Genomic DNA, 24,050 nt, shown 5'->3' with positions numbered 1-24,050 from the left:
AGAAATTTAAACATTTAGTAAAATAATTATAATCAATTTTGAATTTTATTATTAGTTTTATAATTGTTATAATCGAATATTATTTATAGATAATAGCGATATGGTTTTATTGGATAGCATAAATAAAGTAGTTGAGCCTTTTTATACTAAGTATTATGAGGCAGCTACTCTATATTTCTACACTAAGGAAGATTTGAAGTTTGACTTAGTCATTACATGTCCTCATGCAGAGTTAGGTAAAGACTTTATTGAGTTAGACTTTCCTGCTATTGGACAGCTTATTAAACTTAATAAAGAAGAGTTGGACGACTTTTTAGCAATAGAATGTGATTTTGGTACACATGAGCTTGCTCAAGCGATAGCACAAAGACTGTATTCTGAGTATGGGCTATATACCCTTATCGCTGAGCCTTCTTTTCCTCGCTCTATACTTGATGCAGGAAGACTATATCCAAACTGTATAAGAAATATTATAGATTATGATCAGCATATTGAGCTAAAACAAGAGCTAATGAAGCTGTTTGATAAGTATATGCAGAAATTATGTCATATAGTAGCTGTTGCCAAGACCTACAATGCAGTTGCAATAGATTTACATACGATGTCTAGCTATTCGCCAAATGTAGTACAAGAAAGGTATTCAGAGGCTGTTATAGAAACCCCAGAGACATTAAAAAGATATATAGAGCTATATAAAAATGCTCACAAAGAGGGTGAAAAAAGAGTTACAGAACTCTTTACGGGAGATGCTCGCAATGGGATATTTGCCTCCAAAGACTTGATTGAATCTCTATCTCATGAATTAAAGCAAATTGGTATTGATGTAGAGTATGACAAGCCGTATATATTAGCGGAGCATTTGGTGGCACATTATCTTGTGTGTGAGCTTGAGGCAGTTTGTATCGATATACCAAAAGATCTGCTGTCTAAAACAACAACTGCTGATGGGCATTATGATATAGCTAATTTGGAACTAGATCGACATAAATTAGCATCGATGGCGGACGCATTTGCTAAAGCTGTAGCGTATAAGCGGCAGAAACAACTAATAGGAGCTTAAAATATGGCAATAAAAAAGACAAATGCTGTCTCTGAGAGAATATGGGGTAAAAAAGCTATTCATATACCTAATACAACAGATATATATGGCGCAGATTTAGTAAGTTCATTTGTAAATAAATATGTTACACGTACATTATGTTTGCTTGCAAAAGATCACAAAATTATCCTACCTAAAAAGACAGAGAGTGAAGTTGAGAAAATTGTTAGTTATTTTAATAATATTGGTCTTACGTATATAACTATGGATAACTTTATATTCTTAGATAAGTTGATGGAGCATTATAGATTATCTACTATAGTTATGAACTATGCTGATCAGATTCCTGAGTTTAGTGATTCTGAATATACACATATTGTGCCATTTACAGCAGCTACTGCAATCGAATTGATCGGAATCAAGCACAATAAAAACTATGGATTATCAGAAGCATTATCACAGTTTTTGAATGATAAATCATTCCTTAGACAAATGTTACACGATAAGGGAATATTGGTTCCTAGTGTTAATATTGTATCTACTATTAGTGATGATGATTATGTGAAAAGAGCGTTAGAAATATATCGTGATTATGAGAACAACGGTATCTATGAATGTGCTGTAATTATGCCTCGAGCTTGTTCTGGGTATGGTATCCATAGATTTGAAAGCGAGAAAGAATTAAGAGATATCCTAAAGCTTATGCATAGAGTCGAAGTGTTTATGATTGACCCGTGGCTTGATAATTTAGGTTCTCCAGCATTCCAAGTGAGTATTGCAGACAAAAAAGAGGATGATGTTTGCTTGGGGCTAAGTGATCAAATGCTTGATGGTCAGACACATCTAGGTAATAAATATAAGTCAAAGTTTAGTGAAGAACCAGCTGTTATAGAACTTTGTGATCAAATGACAGAAATTCTTCGTGATATGGGTGCTAGAGGGGTGGTAGGTGTTGATCTTCTTATTCGTGAAATTAATGGTCAAATAGTTCCTTATGTACTAGAAGTTAATGCTAGACAAACAGGTGCGATATATGCTGGCTTCTTGGCTTATGAATTACGCAGTGGTGAGCATAAGCCTTGGGTTGGACATAATAATGTACTTGTCCCTAAAGGTTCTACTATAGATGATTATTATCAGTATCTTAAAGATAATGGTATTGACTATACTTATGGTGATAGTGAAGGTGTAATTATAACTTGTATTGGCAATCTTGATTTAAATAACAAAGTTATGATTTTGGTGCTTGCTGATACTGATGAACGTCTTAATGAGATTCTTAACATAGCAACATCTTTTGAATAAATATCTTTATTATCTCTATATCTTATTTATAATCTTAACTATCTTTTACAAAATTTGGTGATAGCTTTGAATAAAATACCAATAGGGGTTAGCAGCTGTTTAGTAGGCAATAATGTTCGATATAATGGAGGTAATTGTCATAAATCATATATTACTGGCATATATGCTGAGTATTTTGATTATAAGATAGTATGTCCTGAGGTTGCTGCAGGTTTAGGTGTTCCAAGACCTACTTTGTTTTTAGTTGAAGATATTCAGAAAAGTATTTTATCCGTAAAAACTAATAAGACTAATAATGATGTTACAGATAAAATACAGAAAGCTGTCGATATGCTTATATCAAAGCTTGATAATGTTTATGGCTTTATCTTGAAGGCAAAATCCCCAAGTTGTGGAGTTGAGACAGCACGAGTTTTTGACGAAAATCATGGTTATACAGGCATAAAAGCAGATGGTCTTTTTGTTAGAGCATTGAGAGAGTATGATCCTCTTTTGCCGATTGAAGATGATGGTAAATTGACAGATAGAACATTACGAGATCACTTCCTCCGTAAGGTATTTTGTTACCATAGTCTTAAAACTGAGTTTATGGCTTGTTCTAATATTACTCAAATGATGGAATACCATTCTAAGCATAAAGTGTTATTGCGTATGCACAATAACAAAGTCAAGAAAGAACTTGGTAATATGCTCTCAGAAGCAGGCAATAAAGTTAATATTGAGACTATTAAATACAGGTATATAGAACTTTTTATGCAAGCAATAGCTAAGCCAGCTAAAAGAGGGGCTCACTATATGGCGCTTCAGAATGTTCTTAGAGAAATAAATAAAAAAATTTCCAAGGCGCAAAGACAGTATTTACAGGAATTACTCAATAAATATCGTGATTGTAAGATTTCTTGGGAAGTACCTGTTAGTGTAATAAGAATGTATCTAATAGAGTTAGATATACCCTATCTAGAGAAGCAGAGCTACTTAAACCCGTATCCAGAAAATTTAAATTATATAGAAGATTAAAGAGCTATTATATTAGTGATTAAGATCAGCATCTATTTCTTTAGGAATAATCATAGCGATTGGAAGACAAGCTAATAAAAATACTATTACCATATCAAGAGCATTTTGATAACTTGTAATTGTGTATATTGAAGTTGAGTCTCCAATAAGTGTCCCAAAATGAGTAAGTATATATCCTACTAATGGTAGTAATATGATAGGTATAAAATTATTTATCATATTTACACCAGCTGTTGCAGAACCAGCGGTCCCTTTTGGAGATATTATTTTAGCTATACCAAATGTAACCGCTTGAGGTCCAGCTGCAGCACCAAGTAAGAAGTATAACAGAGTGAATACTGATAAATTCATAGGGATATACAGAATGATAGCTAAAATAACAGCAAGAGATACTATGCTCAGAATCAGCATACGACGATATCTATTTGTTAGCGAAGCTACAATCGCTGCTATTGTGAAGCCTACCGCAGCACCAATAAATAATACACCATTGATATGAGACGCAGTTTCTTGGTCAAGACCAAATTTAGCTTGGATTAGACCAACACCCCACAAAGAGCCTAGAACATTAATTGGTATAAATAATACAGCCCCAATTATGCTTGCTGACCAAAATTTTGTATTGCAGAAGATTTTAAAAACTTTAGCGATAGTTTCATTAAAGTTAGCTTCACTTAAGTGAGTAAATTTCTGAACATGTTTTGGATTATCACGAATAAATAGAACTATTAGAAGTAATATTCCAACACCAATATATGTAAACACAGAATTACCTTCTTTCCATCCTAATTCGGAAACTAAGCTAGATAACATGGTATCAGTGACTAAACCACCTAAGATTCCAACAACAGTAGCAAAACCTATAAATGTTGAAAAAAGTCTTTCTGGTAGCCACATTGCAGCCATTTTAGCGGCACCAATAAATCCAAAAGCAGAGCCTATACCCATAAATATTCTACCAATATAAGCAATTTCATAATCATTTGTCGCAGAAAATAAGTAGTTACCAAGAACACAGAATGCTGTAGCAATACTAATTACTACTTTACGATTATACTTGTCTAAAAGCACACCTGCGGGAATTTGCATTATCGTATAAGATATAAAGTATGCTGAGGATAACATTCCAAGTTGTGTGTGGCTGATACCAAAATCACGAATTAAGTCATCTCCCATTACACCGGGAGCTGCTCTAATAAAAAAGTCATAACTATAATTAAGAGTCGCGATTAAACATATTACCCATGCTAAAGTAGCCAGTAGTTTGGTTTGAGGAAGGTGACTTTTGCTCATTTTGGAAATTTTATAAATTTGAACATAATTTTTAGTCTATCAAAAAAAATATAAATTTACTAATAACAAAAGATGTTATTAAGTAATTATTCTGAAAGATTGTCGATGATTTTTTGTTGTTCAGATTCAGTTTTCACAGCAATAGATTTATCACTAGCGATATACATATATACCACAGGAAGTACAAATAGAGAGAAAATTGCTCCTATTACCAGTCCACTAGAAATAACTACACCTATACAGTTTCTACTGATAGCACCGGCACCTGAGGATGTTACTAATGGGATGACACCCACAACCATTGCTGATACTGTCATCAAAATAGGTCTTAGACGCTGTGATGATGATGTTACAATAGCATCATATTTATTCATTCGTTCATGTTTTTGTAAATGATTGGCAAACTCAACAACCATGATACCTTGTTTTGATATTAGACCAATCAATGTTACAAGCCCTAGTTGGGTATATATATTAAGTGATGCCCATCCAGCACCCATATACTGACCAACATATAAAGGTATTAGTGCACCAGATATAGCCATTGGTATAGTAACTAAGATTACTAGAGAATCTCTAAAGCTCTCAAATTGGGCAGATAATGCTAAGAAAATAAGTACAATTGCAAATGCAAAAGCTACCATCATAGTATTACCATTCTCAATATATTGACGAGCAGAGCCCGAGAAGTTAAACGAGAATCCTTCCGGCAGCTCACTTCTAACTACATTTTTAACATAATCAATAGCTTGACCTTGAGTTACTCCTGGAGCCATAACTGCTGAAATTGTTGATGCATTGAGCTGTTGGAATGTATTTAAAGTGAGAGGTTGGCCCTCAGTTTTGAAAGATACTAGTGCAGATAAAGGAAGTTCTGAATTAAACAAATCACTAGCTTCATCTGAACGGATGTATATATTACCTAACTGCTCTTGAGTTAACATTTCATTACGAGCTAATTGAGGGATTACTTGGAAGCTATATCCCTTTAAGAAGAAATAGTTAATATATCCTCCAGCATAAGAGTAACCTAATGTTTTGGCAATATCTGACATGGTAATACCCAATATCCCAGCTTTTTCACGATCAATACTAATATCAACAACAGGGTTATCAAATTTAAGATCGCTTTGAGCGAATACAAATAATCCGCTTTTCATCATCTTATCTATTACTTTGTTGGTAATTTCATTAATAGCTTCATAGTCATTAACACTTTGAATAACTAAAGATAATGGAGCTCCTCTAGGTATCCCTGGTAGAGCTGGAGTCTGATATGTGTAGGTTTGAATACCTGGTAGTTCTGTAACTTTAGCTTGAGCTATCTGAGCAGCTTTTTGTTGAGATATTTCTCTTTTATCCCATGGTTGCATAATAAAGCCACCGAAGATTATATTTGAGCCCATTACACCATTAAGAATAAAAGTATCTTGCTTACCAGGTACTTCATCTAGCGTGCTAGCTAATTTTGTACCAAAAGTTTCTAGATAATTGATATTTGCAGAAGATGGCGCTTGTCCCATAATTCCTAAGAAGCCCATGTCCTCATTGGGAGCTAGTTCTGATTTAATTCCTTTGCCCATTATAAAACAGCTGGCTAGTACAATAAGCCCTACAATAGCTATTGCTGGTTTGATATCCAAGACAAACTCTAAAGTTGCTTTATACTTTGCAGTTAAAGCTGTAAAAAGTTTATCAATGAATTTAACTAGTTTTGTGCTCATCATTTCTCTATTTAGGATTTTAGAGCATAGCATCGGTGAGAGTGTATAGGCAACTATACCAGATATTACAACTGCACCAGCAAGTGAATATGCAAACTCGGTAAATAGTTGCCCTGTGAAGCCACCCATCATACCGATAGGAGCATATACTACAACCAAAGTTAGTGTCATTAATATGACAGGGTTAGCTATCTCTCTAGCTCCCTTGATAGCAGCTGCAAAAGGCTCCATTCCTTCTTCAATATGTCTATAGATATTTTCTAGTACAACGATAGCGTCATCAACTACAAGACCGATTGCAAGAATCATTGATAGAAGGGTTAGAAGATTGATTGAAAAGCCCATAAGCGACATTAAAAAGAATGATCCAATAATCGAAAGGGGAATTGCAACAACTGGAACTATAATCGCTCTAAATGATCCTAAAAATAAAAACATTACTACAGATACAATTATCACAGCTTCGAATAATGTGTGTAGAACTTCTTCAATAGAAACTTCAATATATGTAGTACTGTTGTATGCAATATTGACATCTAGACCATTTGGTAAAGCAGCTTTAATATTTGGTAGCTCTTCAACTAGTCTATCAACCACATCTAGAGGGTTTTCCTCAGGGGAGACTACAGCACCTGCTAGGACAGCATTTTTGCCATCAAAATATACTGAAGAATCGTAGTCTTGAGCCCCAAGCTCAACTTTCGCAACATCCTTGAGTCGTACTACCTGCTTATCACTTTTTTTGATAATTAAGTTTCTATACTCTTGAGCTGTAGACATACTTGTTTCAGGATTAAGTGTATAGTTTAAGTATGGTCCTTGTATTTGACCACCTGCTGAAACTAAACTGTTTGAACCTATCGCTGTTGCTAATTCTGTAGGAGTAATTCCATACTCTGCCATGCGCGTTTTATTTGGATATATACGCATTGCATAAGGCTTATTACCCCAAACATCAACAGATGAGAGTCCTCCTTGAGCAAGAAGTTTAGGTGTCAGCTCAGAGTTAATATATGCAGATATCTCAGAAGTATTCATGGTCTTACTTGTGAAAGCTAGAATCAATGAAGGGAAGTTATCTGCAGGATTTAATTTAATAGCAGGAGAATAAGCATCTTGAGGAAGTTGGTTAAGTACAGAGTTTACATTCTGGACTACTTCTGAAAGTACATCATTAGTATTTTGACCAAGCTTTACATATACCGTAATTGTACTTGTACCTAGTGCTGATGATGATGTCATATAATCAATACCTTTAGAGGAGCCTACAGCTGCCTCTATCGGTCTAGTTACAAAAGCTTGGATTGTGGCAGGGTTTGCACCTGGATATGCTGTTGTAACTGTAATAGTAGCACTATCTATATATGGATATTGTCTAACTTGTAATTGAAAAAATGAACCAACTCCTACAACAATAATCATAAAGCTTATTGAAAGAGATAGAACAGGTCTTCGAATAAAGAGATCAATTAAACGCATTACTGGATTCCCTGATTATATATGTTATTGTCAATCTTTACACTATTGTTCAGTATTGCATCCATTCCTTTACGCACTTTGTTTTGTCCTGACGTAATAATTGTAGTACCAGGCTCCAAGCCTTTAACAAGAGCTAAGTTATTTCTAGTTTCTAAGACTTCAACATTAGCTTGACCTACTTTGTATAATGTTTTGTCAGTATTAACAGTTTTCATACCACCATCAGCAGTTGACGTATACGATGCCATAACAGGTTTACCATCTTTCATAACAGGTTCAAGTGTAAATACTGACTGACCATACAGGCTATATGAAACAGCATTTCTAGGAATTACAATAGAGTCTTTCTTAACAGGTAGACTAACATGAACGGTTAAAAACATTCCTGGGACGATTTTGTGGTGTGAGTTTTGGTATGTTGCCTGAACAGTTATGGATCTATTTGAATTATTAATAAAAGAGTTTATAGCTGTTATTTTCGCAGTAAATGTTTCTCCTGGGTATGAGTCAGAATAGAAGTTAATTTCTTGTCCAACGCTAATCATACTAACTTTGTTTTGTGGTACAGGGAATGTGACAAATATAGGATCAATTTTGGTAAGTGTAGCAGCATTATCACCGTTGTTGAAATATTGACCTAAGCTTATGTTTCTAATACCTATCTTGCCGTCGAATGGTGCTCTAATCTCTTTGAAGCCAATTTGAGATTCTATATTTTGAACTTGTGCTAATGCTGATAAGTAATCAGCGTTAGCCTTGTCAGCAGATTCTTTTGAGGTTGCTCTTTGTTCTACAAGTTTGTTATAACGATCTTTTGTGATTTTAGCAAGTTTAAGATTTGATAGTGCTTCCTCTAGGCTTGCTTTTAATTGGCTAGTATCTAGTTTAAATAGAAGATCTCCTTTTTTAACTTCTTGACCACTTTTGAAGTTAATTTCACTCACGATCCCACCAGATTGAGAAGATATCTCTGTAGATTGAATAGCTTGCGCTTCACCAATAGTGTTTATAACTTGTTTCCAATCAGTTTTTTCCACAACTGAAGATGTTACCGCGACAGGTTGAGGCACATATGAAGCCATACCTTTTTTTATCATACTTTGTATAAATTCAGCAAAACCAAAAATAGCTCCAAAAAGTACCAATGTTGCTACCACAACTGCTATTGAGGCGGTACGTTTGTTTTTAAGTAAAGAAAGCTTCGTCTTAATGTAGTTGATTTGGAAAATAAAGTAGACAATTGCTAGTGATATTCCGAGCTTACCTAGTATAAGCCAAGCTACAACAATAGTCGCCAGTACAAAAATCGAGTAGTTTTTCTTACTAGAGTTAATTTTCTCTTTAAGGTCTAAAAAAGTTTTTTTAAAATCCACTGTTATATCCCATTATTTTTTAAATATTCTTACAAATAAACTGACACAATTCATGACTAATAAGCAAATGAAAAATATTAAACTATATACAGCCAAACTAATACCAGAGATTTCTTCAGCAATACTAGTACAACTACTGACGGTTCCTGTTAATGATTTTGTAGCATCAATTAGGAAAGGGTTGCTAATAGCGCCACAGCCTGTAGGGTCATCAGATATTGTTGAGGAGAAGTACTGTAAATAAGCTTGATCAGCAGCTATATAGCAGCCTATAGCAATAATCAAGATAATTACTGTTTGCACTATTGTACTGAATCCTTTTGAACTATTTTTGATCAGTCCTAGAATGCTGAACATCATTGTACAAAGTACACATAGCTGCTGTATCAGGCACATTGGACATGGTTTCCATCCTAAGCCAACTATTGTAAATACGACCGTTATTAAGGCAAAAAAACAAACAATAATGTTAAGTAAAAAAATATGTCTAAATATAAATCTCATTATTAAATTTTCTAAATTCAAAGAAATTTTTGTAATTGTATCATAGATTTAATTGCTTTTTTATAATATCCATATAAAGGGTCTCAATGGCGTTTGCTAAATTTTCTTTTGGTACTGTTGTTATTAATGTCTCGATATTTGTTGTATTTATAATATTTAGAGCACTTTTAAATTGTTTGATGATCGTATGAGAGAATCTTGAATTATCTATTTCTGAATATTTTTCAAAAATGTCTATAGCGTTTTGTTGTAGCTTTTTATCTCTTAAGAGATTTGCTCTTTTTATTATTTTAAGAGCAGTTTCTGCATTGATACTCTTAAATTCAATAATTTTTCTTACAGCTGAGGTGGCAATTAGAAGTTTGAGTTGCTTATTAGTTAGTAATAACTCTAGTTTTAAGTTGTTTATTGTATCATCTTCTAGGTTTAACAAGCATAGACATATTTTCTCTTCATTTGATGAATTTAGGTATGTTTTATTTCTGAAGAAATTCTTATTTGGGATTGCATTTAAAGATTTTTTAATACTTGGGAATATTATTCTTAATGAGTCAAACTCATCTAATGTCTCAAAAAAAAATTTTGGATTTCTAAGTGCTTTTATAAATTCTATGTGCAAGCGCTCTTTAGTCAGATAGTTTAGCTCTCCTGATTTAATAATTGATTTGATTATGTTTATTGTTTGATCAGCAATTGAAAAATTAAAAGCACTAAGTTGGACTTTGAAGCGAGCTAATCTAACTACACGTAAAGGATCTTCAATAAAGGCTTCTGATGTGTGTCGAAGTATTCTATTTTTAATATCATTTTGACCATTAAAAGGGTCGATTATATTATTGTTTTTATCTATTGCCATAGAGTTGATGGTCAAGTCTCTACGTTTTAAGTCTTCTTCTAAGGTGATATTGCTTGAAAAATTAACTTCAAAACCATGATAGCCTTTAGCTATTTTTTTTTCTGATCTAGCTAAGGCATACTCTTCTTTAGTTTCTGGGTGTAAAAAGACTGGAAAACTAGATAGTATTTTTGTGAAGCCAGCTTTGATCATTTGAGTTTCTGTAGCACCAACCACCACCCAGTCTCTGTCTTTTGGTGCTATACCAAGCAGTATATCCCTAACAGCGCCACCAACTAAATAAAATTCCATAGCCAAATAAACATCTTTCTGTTTGCTTTATGTTAACAGAAAAAAGTGTATAATTATTTGTTATTCGCGTTGGTTTTTTAACGGCTTTTTATATTTTATGGCAAATTTAATTGACAAAATTGATCTTAAATCCCAAAGTTCCGGCAATCTAAGTGGAGAAATGGTGAATAAAGAAAAGGTGGGGACTCTTTATAAAAGATTGCTGCTTCAGGTTAAGCACTTATGGTATTTTCTAGTTATCGCAGCAATAGGAAGTGTATTTTTTTCAGCTGCAGATGCTTCGATGATATATCTGATCAATCCGATATTGAATTATGGTTTTGGCCCTGGTGGCGATATTACTAAGCAAAGTGCTAGCATACTTATGCTTATGGGTGTTGGTATGGTTGGCTTACTAGCTTTGAGGTCTGTCGGGTCATTTTTGTCTCAATACTTTATAGGGTCTTTGGGGCAAAAGGTTGTTTATAAGTTTAGAAAAGATATCTATAAGAGATTTATGAATCTGCCTGCTAGCTTCTTTGATAAGCATTCTTCAGGTCAGATTATCTCAAGGCTTCTATATAATGTTGATCAAGTTACAGAGGCTACTTCAACTGCTATTATTACAGTTGTACAAGATGGTACTTTTGTTATAGGTTTAATAATAGTGATGGTGGTATCAAGTTGGCAGTTGTCATTATTTCTGATAATTATAGGACCATTTTTGGGATTATTTATCTCCATAATAAACAAGAAATTTAGATCTTTAAGTAGAAATACTCAATCATCAATGGGGAATGTGACTCATATTGCTGAAGAAACCATAAGGAATTATAAAGAAATTAGAATCTTTGGAGCGCAACAAAAACAGCAGAATAAGTTTTTCAAAAATCTTGATTATACTTACTCTCAGCAAATTAGAACAATTGCATTAGATGCTCTTACGTCTCCTGTTATACAGATTATTGCTTCACTAGTTCTTGCTTTTTCATTATTTACAATAGCAATTTTTGGGACTAATGAGGGTGGTAGCTCATCTTGGTTAACTGCTGGCTCTTTTGCATCATTTTTCGCTGCTGCTGCTGCCATTCTAAAACCAATTAAGAATCTTACTAAGGTTAACGTAGTTATACAAAAGGCAGTAGCCGCTACAGAGGATATATTCTATATTTTAGATTATCCATCTGAAAAAGAGACGGGCAAGAAAGAGATTGAGAAAGTTAGTGGCAAAGTAACGATAAAAGATGTTAGTTTTGCATTTGCAGATCATAAGGTTCTTAATGGAGTAAGTACAGAGATTGAAGCTGGAGAAACAGTTGCTTTTGTTGGTAAATCAGGGAGTGGTAAAACAACGCTTACGAGTATTATTTCGAGATTTTATACTCAACAGCAAGGTCAAATATTATTGGATAATATTGATATAAGAGATTTGACTTTAGAAAACTTAAGATCGCATCTATCTATGGTTTCGCAAAATGTTCACTTATTTGATGATACTGTATTTAATAATATAGCATTTGGACTTTCAAGAGATGTTTCTGAAGAAGAGGTCGTAGATGCTCTTAAAAGAGCTAATGCTTATGAGTTTGTTCAAGAGCTTTCTGATGGTATTCATACTAATATTGGTAATAATGGTTCTAAATTGTCAGGCGGTCAACGTCAGAGATTATCTATTGCTAGAGCTCTATTGAAAAATGCTCCAGTGCTAATATTTGATGAGGCAACAAGTGCGCTTGATAATGAGTCCGAAAGAGTGGTTCAACAAGCATTAGAAAGCTTGACTAAATCTTGTACTACTATAGTTATTGCTCATAGATTAAGCACAGTAGAGAATGCTGATAAGATTGTAGTAATGGATGATGGCAAAATAGTTGAAAGTGGTAAGCACGAAGAGCTTCTGGCGAAAGGTGGACTTTATACTAGGCTATATCAATCAGGACTTCAGTAATACTAATGATAGATAACATTTGGTATAAACCTCAGCTAGGGATACTTAGTTATATTTTAAGTCCTATCGCTTTTATTTTCTCAAAAATTGCTCATAATCGTAAAATTAGGCTGCAGAATAATCAATATAAGTCAAAAATTCCTGTAATTATAGTAGGTAATATTTCCGTTGGTGGAACAGGTAAAACTCCTGTAGTGAGGATGTTTGCTAATCAATACCTAGAGCAAGGTAAGAAGCCAGTTATAATCAGTCGTGGCTATGGCGCTAAGGCAGAAAAATATCCTTTTGAAGTCGACTCAAAGACACCTGCAAGTGTATGTGGTGATGAACCGGCAATGTTATTTGATGCATTAGGCGGTAAGGTGCCAATAGTAATATCTCCACACAGGGTTGATTCTGTTAAATATATTGAAAAGAATTATCCTGATGCCGATGTTATTATATCCGATGATGGTTTGCAGCATTATAAACTAGCTAGAACTAAAGAGGTGGTAGTAGTCGATGCTAGTAGGATGTTTGGTAATGGATTATGTCTACCAGCTGGACCTCTCAGAGAACCGGTAGAAAGACTAAAATCAGTGGATCAAATAATCGCTATAGGTAATCTTGATAACCAAAACTATAGTGAGTTATTAAATTATAATTCTAATATTGTCAGAGCTAAAATCAAGGCGATAAAATTTGTAAATCTTGTAACAAAACAAAGCATACCTATAGATAGTTTCTATGGTAAATCAATAGATGCTGTTGCTGGTATTGGTAACCCTGATAAATTTTTTAGCTCGCTGGATGAGCTTGGAGTGAATATCTACCATGAGCATATCTTCAGAGATCATCATAAATATACGCCTAAGGATTTTGAGCATTTTGATCCTGAACAGATAGTTATTATGACTTATAAGGATGCCATTAAATGTAAAGATTTTGCCAAGAGTAATTGGTGGTATCTTGATATAGCCTTAGAGTTTTGTTGATTATTCTGTTAAGCTGAAAATTTGCCACTAGAATGGAAGTCTAGAGTATAAATCAGTTTGATATACCAAAGCATATATATTACTATTAACCTGATAAAAAAGTAGCTACAAAATCTATGAAAAAAATTGTTTTAGTTGATGGGTCATCGTATCTTTTTAGGGCATATCATGCCTTACCAAACCTTACTAATAGTCAAGGTGAGCCAACAGGGGCTATTATAGGTGTGATTAATATGCTTAAGAAATTGCCTGCTATGTATAATACCGAGTATGTTGCAGTAGTCTTTGACCCTAAAGGTAAGAACTTTCGACATGAGATGTATCCTGAATACAAAGCAAATCGTAAAGCGATGGATGATGAGTTAAGGGTGCAAATCCAGCCATTACATCAAATTATCGAGAATATGGGCTTTCCATTGATAATAAAAGATGGTGTTGAAGCAGATGATGTAATAGGGACATTGGCAAGAGATCTTGAGCAACAAGGTTATGATGTCATTATATCTACTGGCGATAAAGATATGGCACAGTTAGTTACGGATAATGTGGTTCTTTATGATTCTATGAAAAACGTAACTATTGATATAGCAGGGGTGTTGGAAAAATATCAAATTAGACCAGATCAAATTATAGATTATTTAGCCTTGATGGGAGATTCTTCAGATAATATCCCTGGTATACCTAAGGTTGGACCTAAGACTGCAATTAAGTGGTTACAAGAGTATCAAGACATTGAAGGTATAATTGCTAATCAGGATAAAATAACAGGAAAGGTAGGTGAAAACTTACGCAATAATATCGAGCTACTCAAATTATCTTATAAATTAGCGACTATAAAGTGCGATGTGGAGCTTAATCTATCTATAGAAGACTTAAAGTGTAAAAATGCAAATAAAGAGTATCTATATGAGGTATTTACACGTTATGAATTTAAATCTTTACTTAAAGATTTAAGTATTCAATCTTCAGTAAAATTAACAAAACCGCAAGCTGATAATATAGATATTGACTATAAGATAGTTGCGACAAAAGAACAACTTGATGATTTGGTCAAAGAGTTAAAAAATAGCAGTAGTTTTGCTTTTGATACAGAAACAGATTCACTGAATACTTATGAAGCTAATCTTGTTGGTTTATCATTTTGTGCAAAAGAGGGTCGAGCTTATTATATTCCTTTGCAGCATAGATACCTTGGAGTTCCACAGCAATTAGAACTAGAGATTGTTTTAGATAGTTTAAAACCTATTTTCGTAGATTCTCAAAAGTCTAAAGTTGCTCACAATTTTAAATTTGATGAAAAAGTTTTGTCAAAATATGGAGTTAAGATAGTTAATCAAGTTAATGATACTATGATTATGGCATATGTGCTAAAAAGTAGTGGTAAACATGATATGGATAGCTTATCAAAAGAGCATTTAGGTATTGAGCCAATCGCATATACGACATTAGCTGGAACTGGTCGTAATCAATTGACATTAGATCAAATAGATATAGAAAAAGTGGCTAAATATGCTGCTGAAGATGCTGATATTACATTTAGACTTTATAATCATTTCTTGAAAATGCAAAAGGATGATGAAGTCTTATATAGTCTATATTCTAATGTTGAAATGCCATTGACTATTATTCTTAATAATATGGAAAAAATTGGTGTTAAGATAGATGCTGCTAAACTTATAGAGCAGAGTGCTAATCTTGAAGATTCTATCAAAGAGCTTGAGATTAAGTGTTATGATCTTGCTGGTCAAGAATTCAATTTATCTTCTCCAGTGCAGTTAAGAGAAATTTTGTTTGATAAAATGGGTCTTCCTCCTGTTAAAAAGACAGCTAAAGGTCAGGCTTCAACATCTGAAGAAGTTCTGGTTCAATTAGCCGAAGAGTATGAAATAGCAGCCTTAATAATGAAGTATCGCCACTTATCAAAGCTAAAAAATACTTATACAGATAAATTGCCGAAAATGCTTGATGTGAATGGCCGAGTTCATACTTCGTACAACCAAACAGGAACTGTAACTGGTAGATTGTCTTCATCAGATCCAAATTTACAAAATATTCCTATTAAAAGTCCCGAAGGGCGTAAGATAAGACAAGCATTTATCGCAGAACAAGAATTTTGTGTAGTTGCTGCAGACTATTCCCAAATTGAATTAAGAATTATGGCGCATTTGTCAAAGGATAAAAATCTTTTGAAAGCTTTTAATCAAGGTTTAGATATTCATAGCGCTACTGCGGCTGAGGTTTTAGGTATAAGTCTTGATATGGTTACTAGTGAACAAAGAAGAAGGGCTAAAGCAATAAACTTTGGACTTATTTATGGAATGAGTGCTTTTGGATTAGCTAAACAATTAGAAATACCACGAGGAGAAGCTCAGGAGTATATCGATGTTTATTTTAATCGTTACCCAAGTGTAAAAGAGTACATGACAACAGCCAAAGAATTTGCAAAGCAAAATGGTTATGTTGAAACTATCTTAGGAAGAAGATTATACCTGCCAGATATTAGCTCTAAAAATGTAATCCAAAGAAATGCTGCTGAAAGAGCGGCAATTAATGCTCCAATGCAAGGTACGGCTGCAGATATCATCAAAAAAGCTATGATAGATGTTAACACAATGATTTTGCGAGAGTATAATGATGATATAAAAATGGTTATGCAAGTTCATGATGAGCTGGTGTTTGAAGTTAGAAAAGCCAGGCTTAATGAAATAACTACAAAAATAAAAAATATAATGGAGACATCTGTAAAACTAGATGTTCCTCTAGAGGTAAATGTCGACTCGGGTGAGAGTTGGGATCAAGCACATTAGGTATATTAATTATAGGGTGTTTTATGTTGCTAGTAATGGATGTGGGAAATTCTCACATACACATTGGTGTTTTTGAGGGTGAGAATATAATTTCTCAGATTAGATATGCAACTTCATCAGTAGATTCGACGTCGGATCAGATTGGAGTGTTTCTTAGACAAGCATTAAGAGAGAACTCAGTTGATTTAAGTAAGATCAAAGGGTGTGCGATATCTTCAGTAGTTCCTCATTTGAATTATTCTTTAGGTTCTGCTGTTATAAAATATTTTGGTATGAAGCCATTTTTTATTAGTATGGAAACAACTGATCTTGATATGACAGCTGTTGAGGCTCATCAAGTTGGGGCTGATAGGATAGCTAGTTGTATCGGCGCTATAGCAGATTATCCGAATAAGGATTTATTAATTATAGACTTAGGTACGGCAACAACATTTGATTTGGTGACTAAAGATAAGAAATATCTGAGTGGCTCAATTATGCCGGGAATTAAACTTTCTTTGAATGCTTTGTGTCAAGGAGCTTCACAGTTATCGTCAATAACTATTGTCAAGCCAGAAGTTGCTATAGGTTATGATACGAAAACTAATATTCGCTCAGGCTTATATTATGGTCATTTAGGAGCTTTAAGAGAGCTTAAAACTAGAAGTTTAAAAGAATTTGGGGCACCTGTTTACACTATAGCAACAGGTGGATTTGCTGGGTTGTTTAAAGATGAGGGAATCTTTGATGAGATATCCCCAGATTTAATTCTGCGCGGGATTAGAATTGCATTCCTAGAGAATAACAAAAAAGGTGTTTAGTGATATGTTAAAGAATAAAAAAGCGGTCATTTTATTATTTGATTCATTTGGTATAGGGCAAGCACCTGATGCTGCTGATTTTGGCGATGAGGGATCAGATACTTTGGGTCATATTGTTGATTACTTTACTAATAATGGTATGAGTATTAAATTACCAAATTTAGCAAAAAAAGGGTTGTTGAAAGCTGCTGAATACAATAGATGTAAAGAATTTAGTCAACAAGTTGGTCATGTGGATGTTATTGAAAATGCAAAGTATGGCTATTGTGCTGAGGTTAGCAAAGGTAAGGATACACCAAGTGGTCACTGGGAGCTAGCTGGTGTGCCTGTTATGTTTGATTGGTATTATTTCACAAATAAAGGTGATCAGGGCTATTTTGACAAAGAGTTTATTGATAAATGGGTTGAAAGAGCTGGACTTACAGATGGTTTTATAGATGCTGGGCACGCATCAGGAACAGAAGTTCTAAAAGAGCATGGTTGTGAGAGTTGTGTTACTAAGAAGCCTATTGTTTATACATCTGCAGATAGTGTTTTTCAGGTAGCTGCTCATGAAGATTATTATGGTTTAGATAAATTATTGAATATCTGCAAAATAGCTAGAGAAATTCTTGATGAGATGGGAATGAAAGTTGGTAGGGTTATTGCTCGTCCATTTATTGGGGAGTCTGCCGATGAATATACTCGTACTGGTAATCGTAAAGACTTTTCAATATTGCCACCAGCGCCAACATTACTTGATAAGTTAACTAATCAAGGTGGTAAAGTTGTTTCAATAGGTAAAATCGCTGATATTTATGCTAATCAAGGTATATCTAAGAAAGTAAAAGCAACTGGGTTAGAAGAGTTATTCGATGATACGATTAGAGAGTATGAATCAGCAAAAGAAAATACATTGGTGTTTACAAACTTTGTTGACTTAGATTCAAGCTATGGTCATCGTAGAGATCCTAAAGGATATGGTAAGGCATTAGAGTATTTAGATTCAAGGATCCCTGACTTAGATGCTAAGTTAGATGAAGATACTATTGTTATACTGGCAGCAGACCATGGTTGTGATCCAACTGCACCAGGGTCAGATCATACAAGAGAATGTGTGCCGTTTTTATTATGGGGCAAAAATATCGAAGCAGAGTTCATTGGAGCAAGAGATACGTTTGCGGATATTGGTCAAACAATTGCCGATTATATGGGTATAGAGCCTCTAGACTATGGTAAGTCAATATTTGGAGCTAATAATGACAACTAAACAGAAGATAGTATCATTAATGGACTTGACTCAGTTAGGTGAGAGTGACACTGACGCTGATATCGTTAAGCTATGCGCAAAAGCTAAAAATTCTTTGGGTGAAGTTGCTGCAATATGTGTTTATAAACAATTTGTCCCTGTAGTTAAAAAAACTTTAGGTAGTAATTTCAAAGTTGCAACTGTAATTAATTTTCCTAAGGGGAATAGCTCAGTTGAAGAAGTTATCTCAGAAGCTAAAGAAGCTATATCATTAGGAGCAGATGAGATTGATTTAGTAATTGATTATAATGAATATATCCAAAAAGGTCATTCACAAAAATCATGTGATATGATCGAGAAAGTCAAAAATGTATGCCAAGATCGTGTCTTGAAAGTCATAATTGAATCTGGCGAATTGAATGAAGATAACTTAATCAGTAAAGCAAGCCATGATGCGATAGTAAATGGAGCTAATTTTGTCAAAACATCTACAGGCAAAACTCCAAACGGAGCGAGCCTAGAAGCAGCTAAAGTGATTTTAGAGACGATAAAAAACTCTGGGTATCAAGCTGGTTTTAAAGCTTCTGGTGGTATTAGAGATGAAGCTCAGGCCTTAGGATATATTAAACTAGCGGAAGAGATTATGTCTAATAATTATGTAGTAGCAGATACTTTTAGATTCGGAGTTAGTGGTTTGCTCGATAATCTTTTAAATGGAGAAATTAGTAGTGGCTACTAGGATATTGTTTTTTATATTGGGTATTATTGTTGTTTTTATATTGGCATATATATGGAGTAGTGATAGAAAAAAAATCAGATACAAAAATTTAGTAGTTATTTTGGTCGTACAAATAGCTCTTGGTTTTTTTATGCTCGAATCTCAGATAGGTATAAAAGTTGTTGGTTTTATTGCTGATGGTTTTGAGAATTTACTTAATTATGCTCATGAAGGGTCAGCATTTATTTTTGGTGATCTTACTGATATGTCTAAAAATGGTTTCATCTTCTTTTTCAATGTGGGAATGCCTATTGTTCTAGTATCTTCACTGATTGGTATTTTACAATACTTTAAAATACTACCTCTTGTCATTAAGGGCATAGGTTGGATTCTATCAAAAGTTACAGGTATGGGTAAGTTAGAATCATTTAATGCGGTTAGCTCACTAGCAGTTGGACAATCAGAGAATTTTATTAATTACAAAAAAATTATTGGCCACCTTCCTTCAAATGTATTGTATACAATGTCTGCAACGGCAATGTCTACAGTATCTTTAGCAGTTGCAGGTGCTTATATGTCATTATTAGACCCTAAGTATGTATGTGTTGCGCTGGTAATGAATATGTTTGGTACTTTCTTTGTGTTAAACATTATTAATCCCTATGAAGCTTCCGAAGAGTTTAGTTATGATAAATTGCATGAAGAATTTGAAGAAGAGAAGCAAGGCTTCTTTGAGATGCTTGCCGAGTACATATTAGATGGTTTTAAGGTTGCAGTTATTGTTTCAGCAATGCTTATTGGTTTTATTGCTTTAATCGCGATGTTAAATGCGATATTTAGTAGTCTATTTGGTCTAAGTTTTCAGGATTTGTTGGGCTATTTGTTTTATCCTATGGCTTGGATACTTAATATTAATGGTGATGAGTTGCACGCTGCAGGGCAATTAATGGGTACGAAAATGGTAACTAATGAGTTCGTGGCAATGCAGATGATGAGTACTCAATCACAGCAGTTTACAGAACATACTAAAGCGGTTATATCAGTATTTTTGGTTTCCTTTGCAAATTTTAGTTCTATTGGGATAATAATAGGAGCGATTCAAGCACTAAGTAAAGAAGCATCAGTTAAAGTCTCGAAGTTTAGCCTAAAAATTCTTTATGGGGCAGTGTTGGTGAGTTTTTTATCAGCATGTGTAGTTGGATTAATAGTATAAAGGTAACGTTGTGATCTCAAGAATTTTATTCTTCGTTCTTGGAGTGGGAGTCGTTTTTTTATTAGCTTTTATTTGTAGCTCAGATAGAAAAGCTATTAAATATCGCTCTTTATTTATAATAATGACTGTACAACTAGTGATGTGTGTGATTCTGTTAGAAACGCGCTTTGGTATTGTCATTATGAATGGTTTTGCCAATGTTTTTGATTTTTTAATCGATAAATCTCAAGTAGGTGTAAGATTTGTTTTTGGCAATATTGATACTAATGAGAATAATGGTTTTGTTTTATTCTTAAATGTTTTGATGCCAATAGTTTTTATTTCTGCGCTTATTGGGATATTACAGTACCTTAAGATTTTACCTTTAGTCATTAGAGGCGTTGGATTTTTATTATCCAAGGTTAGTGGCATGGGTAAGTTAGAATCATTTAATGCTGTAAGTTCAATATCACTTGGTCAAGCAGAGAATTTCTTAGCATATAAAAATATTATTGGGCATCTATCACCAAATGTTTTGTATACAATGGCAGCTACGGCAATGTCGACAGTATCTTTGTCGATATTAGGATCATATATGACTATGATAGATGCAAAATATGTATGTGTAGCAATTATTATGAATATGCTAAGCACTTTTTTTGTACTGCATATTATAAATCCTTATGATTACAAAAAAGAATCTAGTTATGAAGAATTAGAAGTTGATTATGATACAGACAGTAAAAGAGCTTTTTTTGTAGTATTAGGTGAATACATTCTCGATGGTTTTAAAATAGCTGTTGTAGTTGCGGCAATTTTAATTGGTTTTATGGCTCTAATAGCAACACTAAATTCAGTTTTTGAAAGTATATTAGGTATTTCATTCCAAAACTTACTAGGTTATTTGTTTTATCCATTTGCATGGGTTCTACATATTCCTGCAAGTGAGCTTTTATTTGCTGGAAAGGTGATGGGTACAAAACTAGTGTCAAATGAGTTTGTGGCGATGTTGATGGTTAAAGATAATATGGTTAATTTATCATTACATACTCAAGCGGTTATTTCTGTATTTCTAGTATCTTTTGCAAACTTTAGTTCGATTGGAATAGTTGTTGGTACAATATATTCTTTGAATAAAAAATCTGGAGAGATAGTTGGGGCTTTTGGTTTAAAAATGTTGTATGGAGCTACTCTAGTCAGCTTTCTATCAGCAGTGATTGTTGGATTGTTTATATAAAAAGATATGTCAAAATTTATAGTTATAGAAGGTCTTGATGGTGCTGGCAAAAGTACAGCTATTGGTTTTATTAAGAAATATTTAGATTCTAAATCTTTAGCAGCAGTATATACACGTGAACCAGGTGGTACTAAAGTGGCTGAAGAATTAAGAAGTATAGTTCTACATAATGATTATGATGAAGAGATTCATCCGGATAGTGAGCTACTGATGATTTATGCTGGAAGAATACAGCATTATAGAAATCTTATAGCCCCAGCTCTAACTAAGGGAGTTAATGTTGTATCAGATAGGTTCTATTGGTCTAGCATTGCTTATCAAGGAGGAGGCCGAGAGCTTGGTTTTGATAAGTTAAATGTTCTTAATGAGACATTCTTAAAAGATTGTCAGCCTGATTTAATAATATATTTAGATATTGATCCTGCTATTGGATTGGCTAGAGCAGGTAAAGTAGGCTCTCCTGATAGAATTGAGAAAGCTGGTTTAGCATTCTTTGATAGAACAAGAGCTGCTTTCAAAAGCTTAGTAGCAGTAAATCATAATGCATATGAAATTGATGCTTCTCAGTCTATAGATGTTATCGAAAAAGAAATCTACGCCATCTTAGATAAATATTTTTAGTTTTAAATAAAAATATTTCTAGTAAAATCTCTGTTAGTTTTATTTATGTAAGAAAATATAAGTTATGAATGATATTTTAAAAGAAATTGCAAAAAGAAGAACTTTTGCAATTATTTCTCACCCAGATGCTGGTAAAACAACTATTACTGAAAAAATGCTTTTATTTGGAAATGCTATTAAAACAGCAGGAACAGTAAAAGCTAAAAAAAGTGGCGTTCATGCAACATCTGACTGGATGGAGATGGAAAAAGAAAGAGGGATCTCAATTACGACATCAGTCATGCAGTTTCCATACAATGGTAAAGTTGTAAATTTACTTGATACACCAGGACATGAGGATTTTTCGGAGGATACTTATCGTACATTAACGGCAGTAGATTCTGCTTTGATGGTTGTAGATGCTGTTAAAGGTATAGAGGATCGAACAATCAAGCTTATGAATGTTTGTCGTCTTCGAGATACACCGATAGTAACATTTATGAATAAGTTTGACCGAGATACAAGAGATCCTTTGGAGCTTCTTGATGAGGTTGAAGATATTATGAAAATTAAGTGTGCACCGATGAATTGGCCAATAGGTATGGGTAAATTTTTTAAAGGTGTATATGACTTATATAATGATGAAGTTACCATTTTTGAAGGTGGGCATGGTCATGAAATTCACCCTTACAAGAAAGTTAAAGGTCTAGCTAATGCCAAAGATCAAATTGGCGCAGATCTGTTTGATGATTTAGAAATGGAAATAGATTTGGTTCGTGGTGCTAGTCATGAATTTGATCAAGAAGCTTTTTTAAAGGGAGAGTTAACACCGGTTTATTTTGGTACAGCATTGGCAAATTTTGGTGTGAAAGAGATGATGGATGGCTTTACAACTTATGCACCAGAACCTCAGCCACGTGAGACAAATGAAAGGCTTGTAAATACAGATGAGAATAAGTTAACAGGCTTTGTCTTTAAGATACAAGCAAATATGGATGATAAGCACCGTGATAGAATAGCCTTTTTTAGAATTTGTTCTGGAAAGTATGAGAAAGGCATGAAAATCTATCATGAGCGAACTGGTAAAATGATGCAGGTTTCGAAAGCTTTAACATTTATGGCCGGCGAACGTGAGCAAGTTGAAGAGGGTTATGCTGGAGATATTATTGGTTTGCATAACCATGGTAGTATACAGATAGGTGATAGTTTTACTCAAGGAGAGAAGCTTAAATTTAAAGGTATCCCAAACTTTGCGCCTGAAATTTTTAAGAGGGTTAAACTGAATGATCCTCTTAAGATGAAAGCTTTACAAAAAGGGTTGGTACAACTTTCCGAAGAGGGAGCGACGCAAGTCTTCAAACCAATGATTTCTAATGACTTGGTTTTAGGGGCGGTAGGTGTATTGCAGTTTGACGTGGTTGCACAGCGTCTTGCTTCTGAATATAACGTTAAGTGTTCTTATGAAGGTGTTAATGTTTCTTTGGCTCGCTGGATCTTTTGTGATGATGAGAAAAAACTTAATGAGTTTAAGAAAAAATATGAAGTTAATTTGTCATACGATGGTGCTGGGTATCTTACATATCTTGCTCCAACGGGAGTTAACTTGCAGTTAGCTCAAGATAAAAATCCTGATATTATATTTAGTGCTACAAGAGAGCATTAGAATCATATACTTTTTAAGTAGAA

General features: G+C 33.9%; 18 protein-coding genes. 13 read left to right on the top strand and 5 right to left on the bottom strand.

The features are described from left to right. The first annotated feature begins 100 nt into the window (after positions 1 to 100). The 3 genes from IMS64_RS08235 to IMS64_RS08225 are packed head-to-tail and all read left to right on the top strand — an operon-like array spanning position 101 to position 3,361. A complete protein-coding gene (locus IMS64_RS08235; RefSeq protein ID WP_211490403.1) occupies positions 101 to 1,060 on the top strand; it encodes a hypothetical protein in 960 nt (319 codons plus the stop codon). 3 nt (positions 1,061 to 1,063) lie between these two features. Next, entirely contained in the window at positions 1,064 to 2,344 is a 1,281-nt protein-coding gene (locus IMS64_RS08230) for an ATP-grasp domain-containing protein (RefSeq protein WP_211490402.1), read from the top strand. 57 nt (positions 2,345 to 2,401) lie between these two features. After that, positions 2,402 to 3,361 carry a YbgA family protein gene (locus IMS64_RS08225; RefSeq protein ID WP_244972902.1) on the top strand — a complete coding sequence of 320 codons (960 nt, stop codon included), beginning with the start codon at positions 2,402 to 2,404 and terminating at the stop codon, positions 3,359 to 3,361. Positions 3,362 to 3,373: 12 nt separating this feature from the next. On the opposite strand, the gene IMS64_RS08220 is transcribed toward IMS64_RS08225, so the two are convergent. The 5 genes from IMS64_RS08220 to IMS64_RS08200 all read right to left on the bottom strand — a co-directional run bounded on the left by IMS64_RS08220 (position 3,374) and on the right by IMS64_RS08200 (position 10,881). Beyond that, a complete protein-coding gene (locus tag IMS64_RS08220) occupies positions 3,374 to 4,654 on the bottom strand; it encodes an MFS transporter (protein WP_211490401.1) in 1,281 nt (426 codons plus the stop codon). Positions 4,655 to 4,740: 86 nt separating this feature from the next. Continuing rightward, complete coding sequence (locus tag IMS64_RS08215; protein ID WP_211490400.1) at positions 4,741 to 7,857, bottom strand: efflux RND transporter permease subunit; 3,117 nt, start codon at positions 7,855 to 7,857, stop codon at positions 4,741 to 4,743. Beyond that, complete coding sequence (locus IMS64_RS08210; RefSeq protein WP_211490399.1) at positions 7,857 to 9,230, bottom strand: efflux RND transporter periplasmic adaptor subunit; 1,374 nt, start codon at positions 9,228 to 9,230, stop codon at positions 7,857 to 7,859. Before IMS64_RS08210 ends, IMS64_RS08215 begins: the two co-directional genes overlap by 1 nt. A 12-nt stretch (positions 9,231 to 9,242) precedes the next feature. Continuing rightward, a complete protein-coding gene (locus tag IMS64_RS08205; protein WP_088821686.1) occupies positions 9,243 to 9,734 on the bottom strand; it encodes a disulfide bond formation protein B in 492 nt (163 codons plus the stop codon). 40 nt (positions 9,735 to 9,774) lie between these two features. After that, positions 9,775 to 10,881 carry a CCA tRNA nucleotidyltransferase gene (locus IMS64_RS08200; protein ID WP_211490398.1) on the bottom strand — a complete coding sequence of 369 codons (1,107 nt, stop codon included), beginning with the start codon at positions 10,879 to 10,881 and terminating at the stop codon, positions 9,775 to 9,777. A gap of 97 nt (positions 10,882 to 10,978) precedes the next feature. On the opposite strand from IMS64_RS08200, the gene msbA reads away from it, so the two are divergent. From msbA to IMS64_RS08150, 10 genes are all read left to right on the top strand, one after another. Beyond that, positions 10,979 to 12,808, top strand: coding sequence for a lipid A export permease/ATP-binding protein MsbA (gene msbA, locus IMS64_RS08195; protein WP_088821685.1), 1,830 nt, complete (start codon positions 10,979 to 10,981; stop codon positions 12,806 to 12,808). A 5-nt stretch (positions 12,809 to 12,813) separates the two neighbouring features. Then, the gene (lpxK, locus tag IMS64_RS08190; protein ID WP_211490397.1) at positions 12,814 to 13,782 is read left to right on the top strand and encodes a tetraacyldisaccharide 4'-kinase; all 969 of its coding nucleotides are present in this window, start codon (positions 12,814 to 12,816) and stop codon (positions 13,780 to 13,782) included. Between the two features lie 116 nt (positions 13,783 to 13,898). Continuing rightward, positions 13,899 to 16,589, top strand: a complete 2,691-nt coding sequence (gene polA, locus IMS64_RS08185; protein WP_211490396.1) for a DNA polymerase I — start codon at positions 13,899 to 13,901, stop codon at positions 16,587 to 16,589. A gap of 23 nt (positions 16,590 to 16,612) precedes the next feature. After that, a complete protein-coding gene (locus IMS64_RS08180) occupies positions 16,613 to 17,389 on the top strand; it encodes a type III pantothenate kinase (RefSeq protein ID WP_211490395.1) in 777 nt (258 codons plus the stop codon). A 4-nt stretch (positions 17,390 to 17,393) separates the two neighbouring features. Next, positions 17,394 to 18,638: a phosphopentomutase gene (locus IMS64_RS08175; protein ID WP_088821682.1), complete on the top strand. Its 1,245-nt coding sequence runs from the start codon at positions 17,394 to 17,396 to the stop codon at positions 18,636 to 18,638. After that, the gene (deoC, locus tag IMS64_RS08170; RefSeq protein WP_211490394.1) at positions 18,601 to 19,356 is read left to right on the top strand and encodes a deoxyribose-phosphate aldolase; all 756 of its coding nucleotides are present in this window, start codon (positions 18,601 to 18,603) and stop codon (positions 19,354 to 19,356) included. The genes IMS64_RS08175 and deoC overlap by 38 nt, the downstream gene beginning before the upstream one ends. Next, entirely contained in the window at positions 19,346 to 20,548 is a 1,203-nt protein-coding gene (locus IMS64_RS08165; RefSeq protein ID WP_035737838.1) for a NupC/NupG family nucleoside CNT transporter, read from the top strand. Before deoC ends, IMS64_RS08165 begins: the two co-directional genes overlap by 11 nt. 10 nt (positions 20,549 to 20,558) lie before the next feature. Continuing rightward, positions 20,559 to 21,764: a NupC/NupG family nucleoside CNT transporter gene (locus IMS64_RS08160; RefSeq protein ID WP_004287032.1), complete on the top strand. Its 1,206-nt coding sequence runs from the start codon at positions 20,559 to 20,561 to the stop codon at positions 21,762 to 21,764. A gap of 6 nt (positions 21,765 to 21,770) precedes the next feature. Next, positions 21,771 to 22,385, top strand: coding sequence for a dTMP kinase (gene tmk / locus IMS64_RS08155; RefSeq protein ID WP_211490393.1), 615 nt, complete (start codon positions 21,771 to 21,773; stop codon positions 22,383 to 22,385). 64 nt (positions 22,386 to 22,449) lie between these two features. Next, complete coding sequence (locus tag IMS64_RS08150; RefSeq protein ID WP_211490392.1) at positions 22,450 to 24,027, top strand: peptide chain release factor 3; 1,578 nt, start codon at positions 22,450 to 22,452, stop codon at positions 24,025 to 24,027. The last annotated feature ends 23 nt before the right edge of the window (positions 24,028 to 24,050 follow it).

Source organism: Francisella philomiragia (assembly GCF_018135955.1).
Lineage (GTDB): Bacteria > Pseudomonadota > Gammaproteobacteria > Francisellales > Francisellaceae > Francisella > Francisella philomiragia.
This window is presented reverse-complemented; position numbering and strand designations above follow the sequence as displayed.

Bases quoted from the DNA above. Each gene is read 5' to 3' on its own strand.
- IMS64_RS08235 (WP_211490403.1), top strand. From the start codon at position 101: ATGGTTTTATTGGATAGCATAAATAAAGTAGTTGAGCCTTTTTATACT.
- IMS64_RS08230 (WP_211490402.1), top strand. From the start codon at position 1,064: ATGGCAATAAAAAAGACAAATGCTGTCTCTGAGAGAATATGGGGTAAA.
- IMS64_RS08220 (WP_211490401.1), bottom strand. From the start codon at position 4,654: ATGAGCAAAAGTCACCTTCCTCAAACCAAACTACTGGCTACTTTAGCA.
- IMS64_RS08215 (WP_211490400.1), bottom strand. From the start codon at position 7,857: ATGCGTTTAATTGATCTCTTTATTCGAAGACCTGTTCTATCTCTTTCA.
- IMS64_RS08205 (WP_088821686.1), bottom strand. From the start codon at position 9,734: ATGAGATTTATATTTAGACATATTTTTTTACTTAACATTATTGTTTGT.
- IMS64_RS08200 (WP_211490398.1), bottom strand. From the start codon at position 10,881: ATGGAATTTTATTTAGTTGGTGGCGCTGTTAGGGATATACTGCTTGGT.
- msbA (WP_088821685.1), top strand. From the start codon at position 10,979: ATGGCAAATTTAATTGACAAAATTGATCTTAAATCCCAAAGTTCCGGC.
- lpxK (WP_211490397.1), top strand. From the start codon at position 12,814: ATGATAGATAACATTTGGTATAAACCTCAGCTAGGGATACTTAGTTAT.
- polA (WP_211490396.1), top strand. From the start codon at position 13,899: ATGAAAAAAATTGTTTTAGTTGATGGGTCATCGTATCTTTTTAGGGCA.
- IMS64_RS08180 (WP_211490395.1), top strand. From the start codon at position 16,613: ATGTTGCTAGTAATGGATGTGGGAAATTCTCACATACACATTGGTGTT.
- IMS64_RS08175 (WP_088821682.1), top strand. From the start codon at position 17,394: ATGTTAAAGAATAAAAAAGCGGTCATTTTATTATTTGATTCATTTGGT.
- deoC (WP_211490394.1), top strand. From the start codon at position 18,601: ATGGTAAGTCAATATTTGGAGCTAATAATGACAACTAAACAGAAGATA.
- tmk (WP_211490393.1), top strand. From the start codon at position 21,771: ATGTCAAAATTTATAGTTATAGAAGGTCTTGATGGTGCTGGCAAAAGT.
- IMS64_RS08150 (WP_211490392.1), top strand. From the start codon at position 22,450: ATGAATGATATTTTAAAAGAAATTGCAAAAAGAAGAACTTTTGCAATT.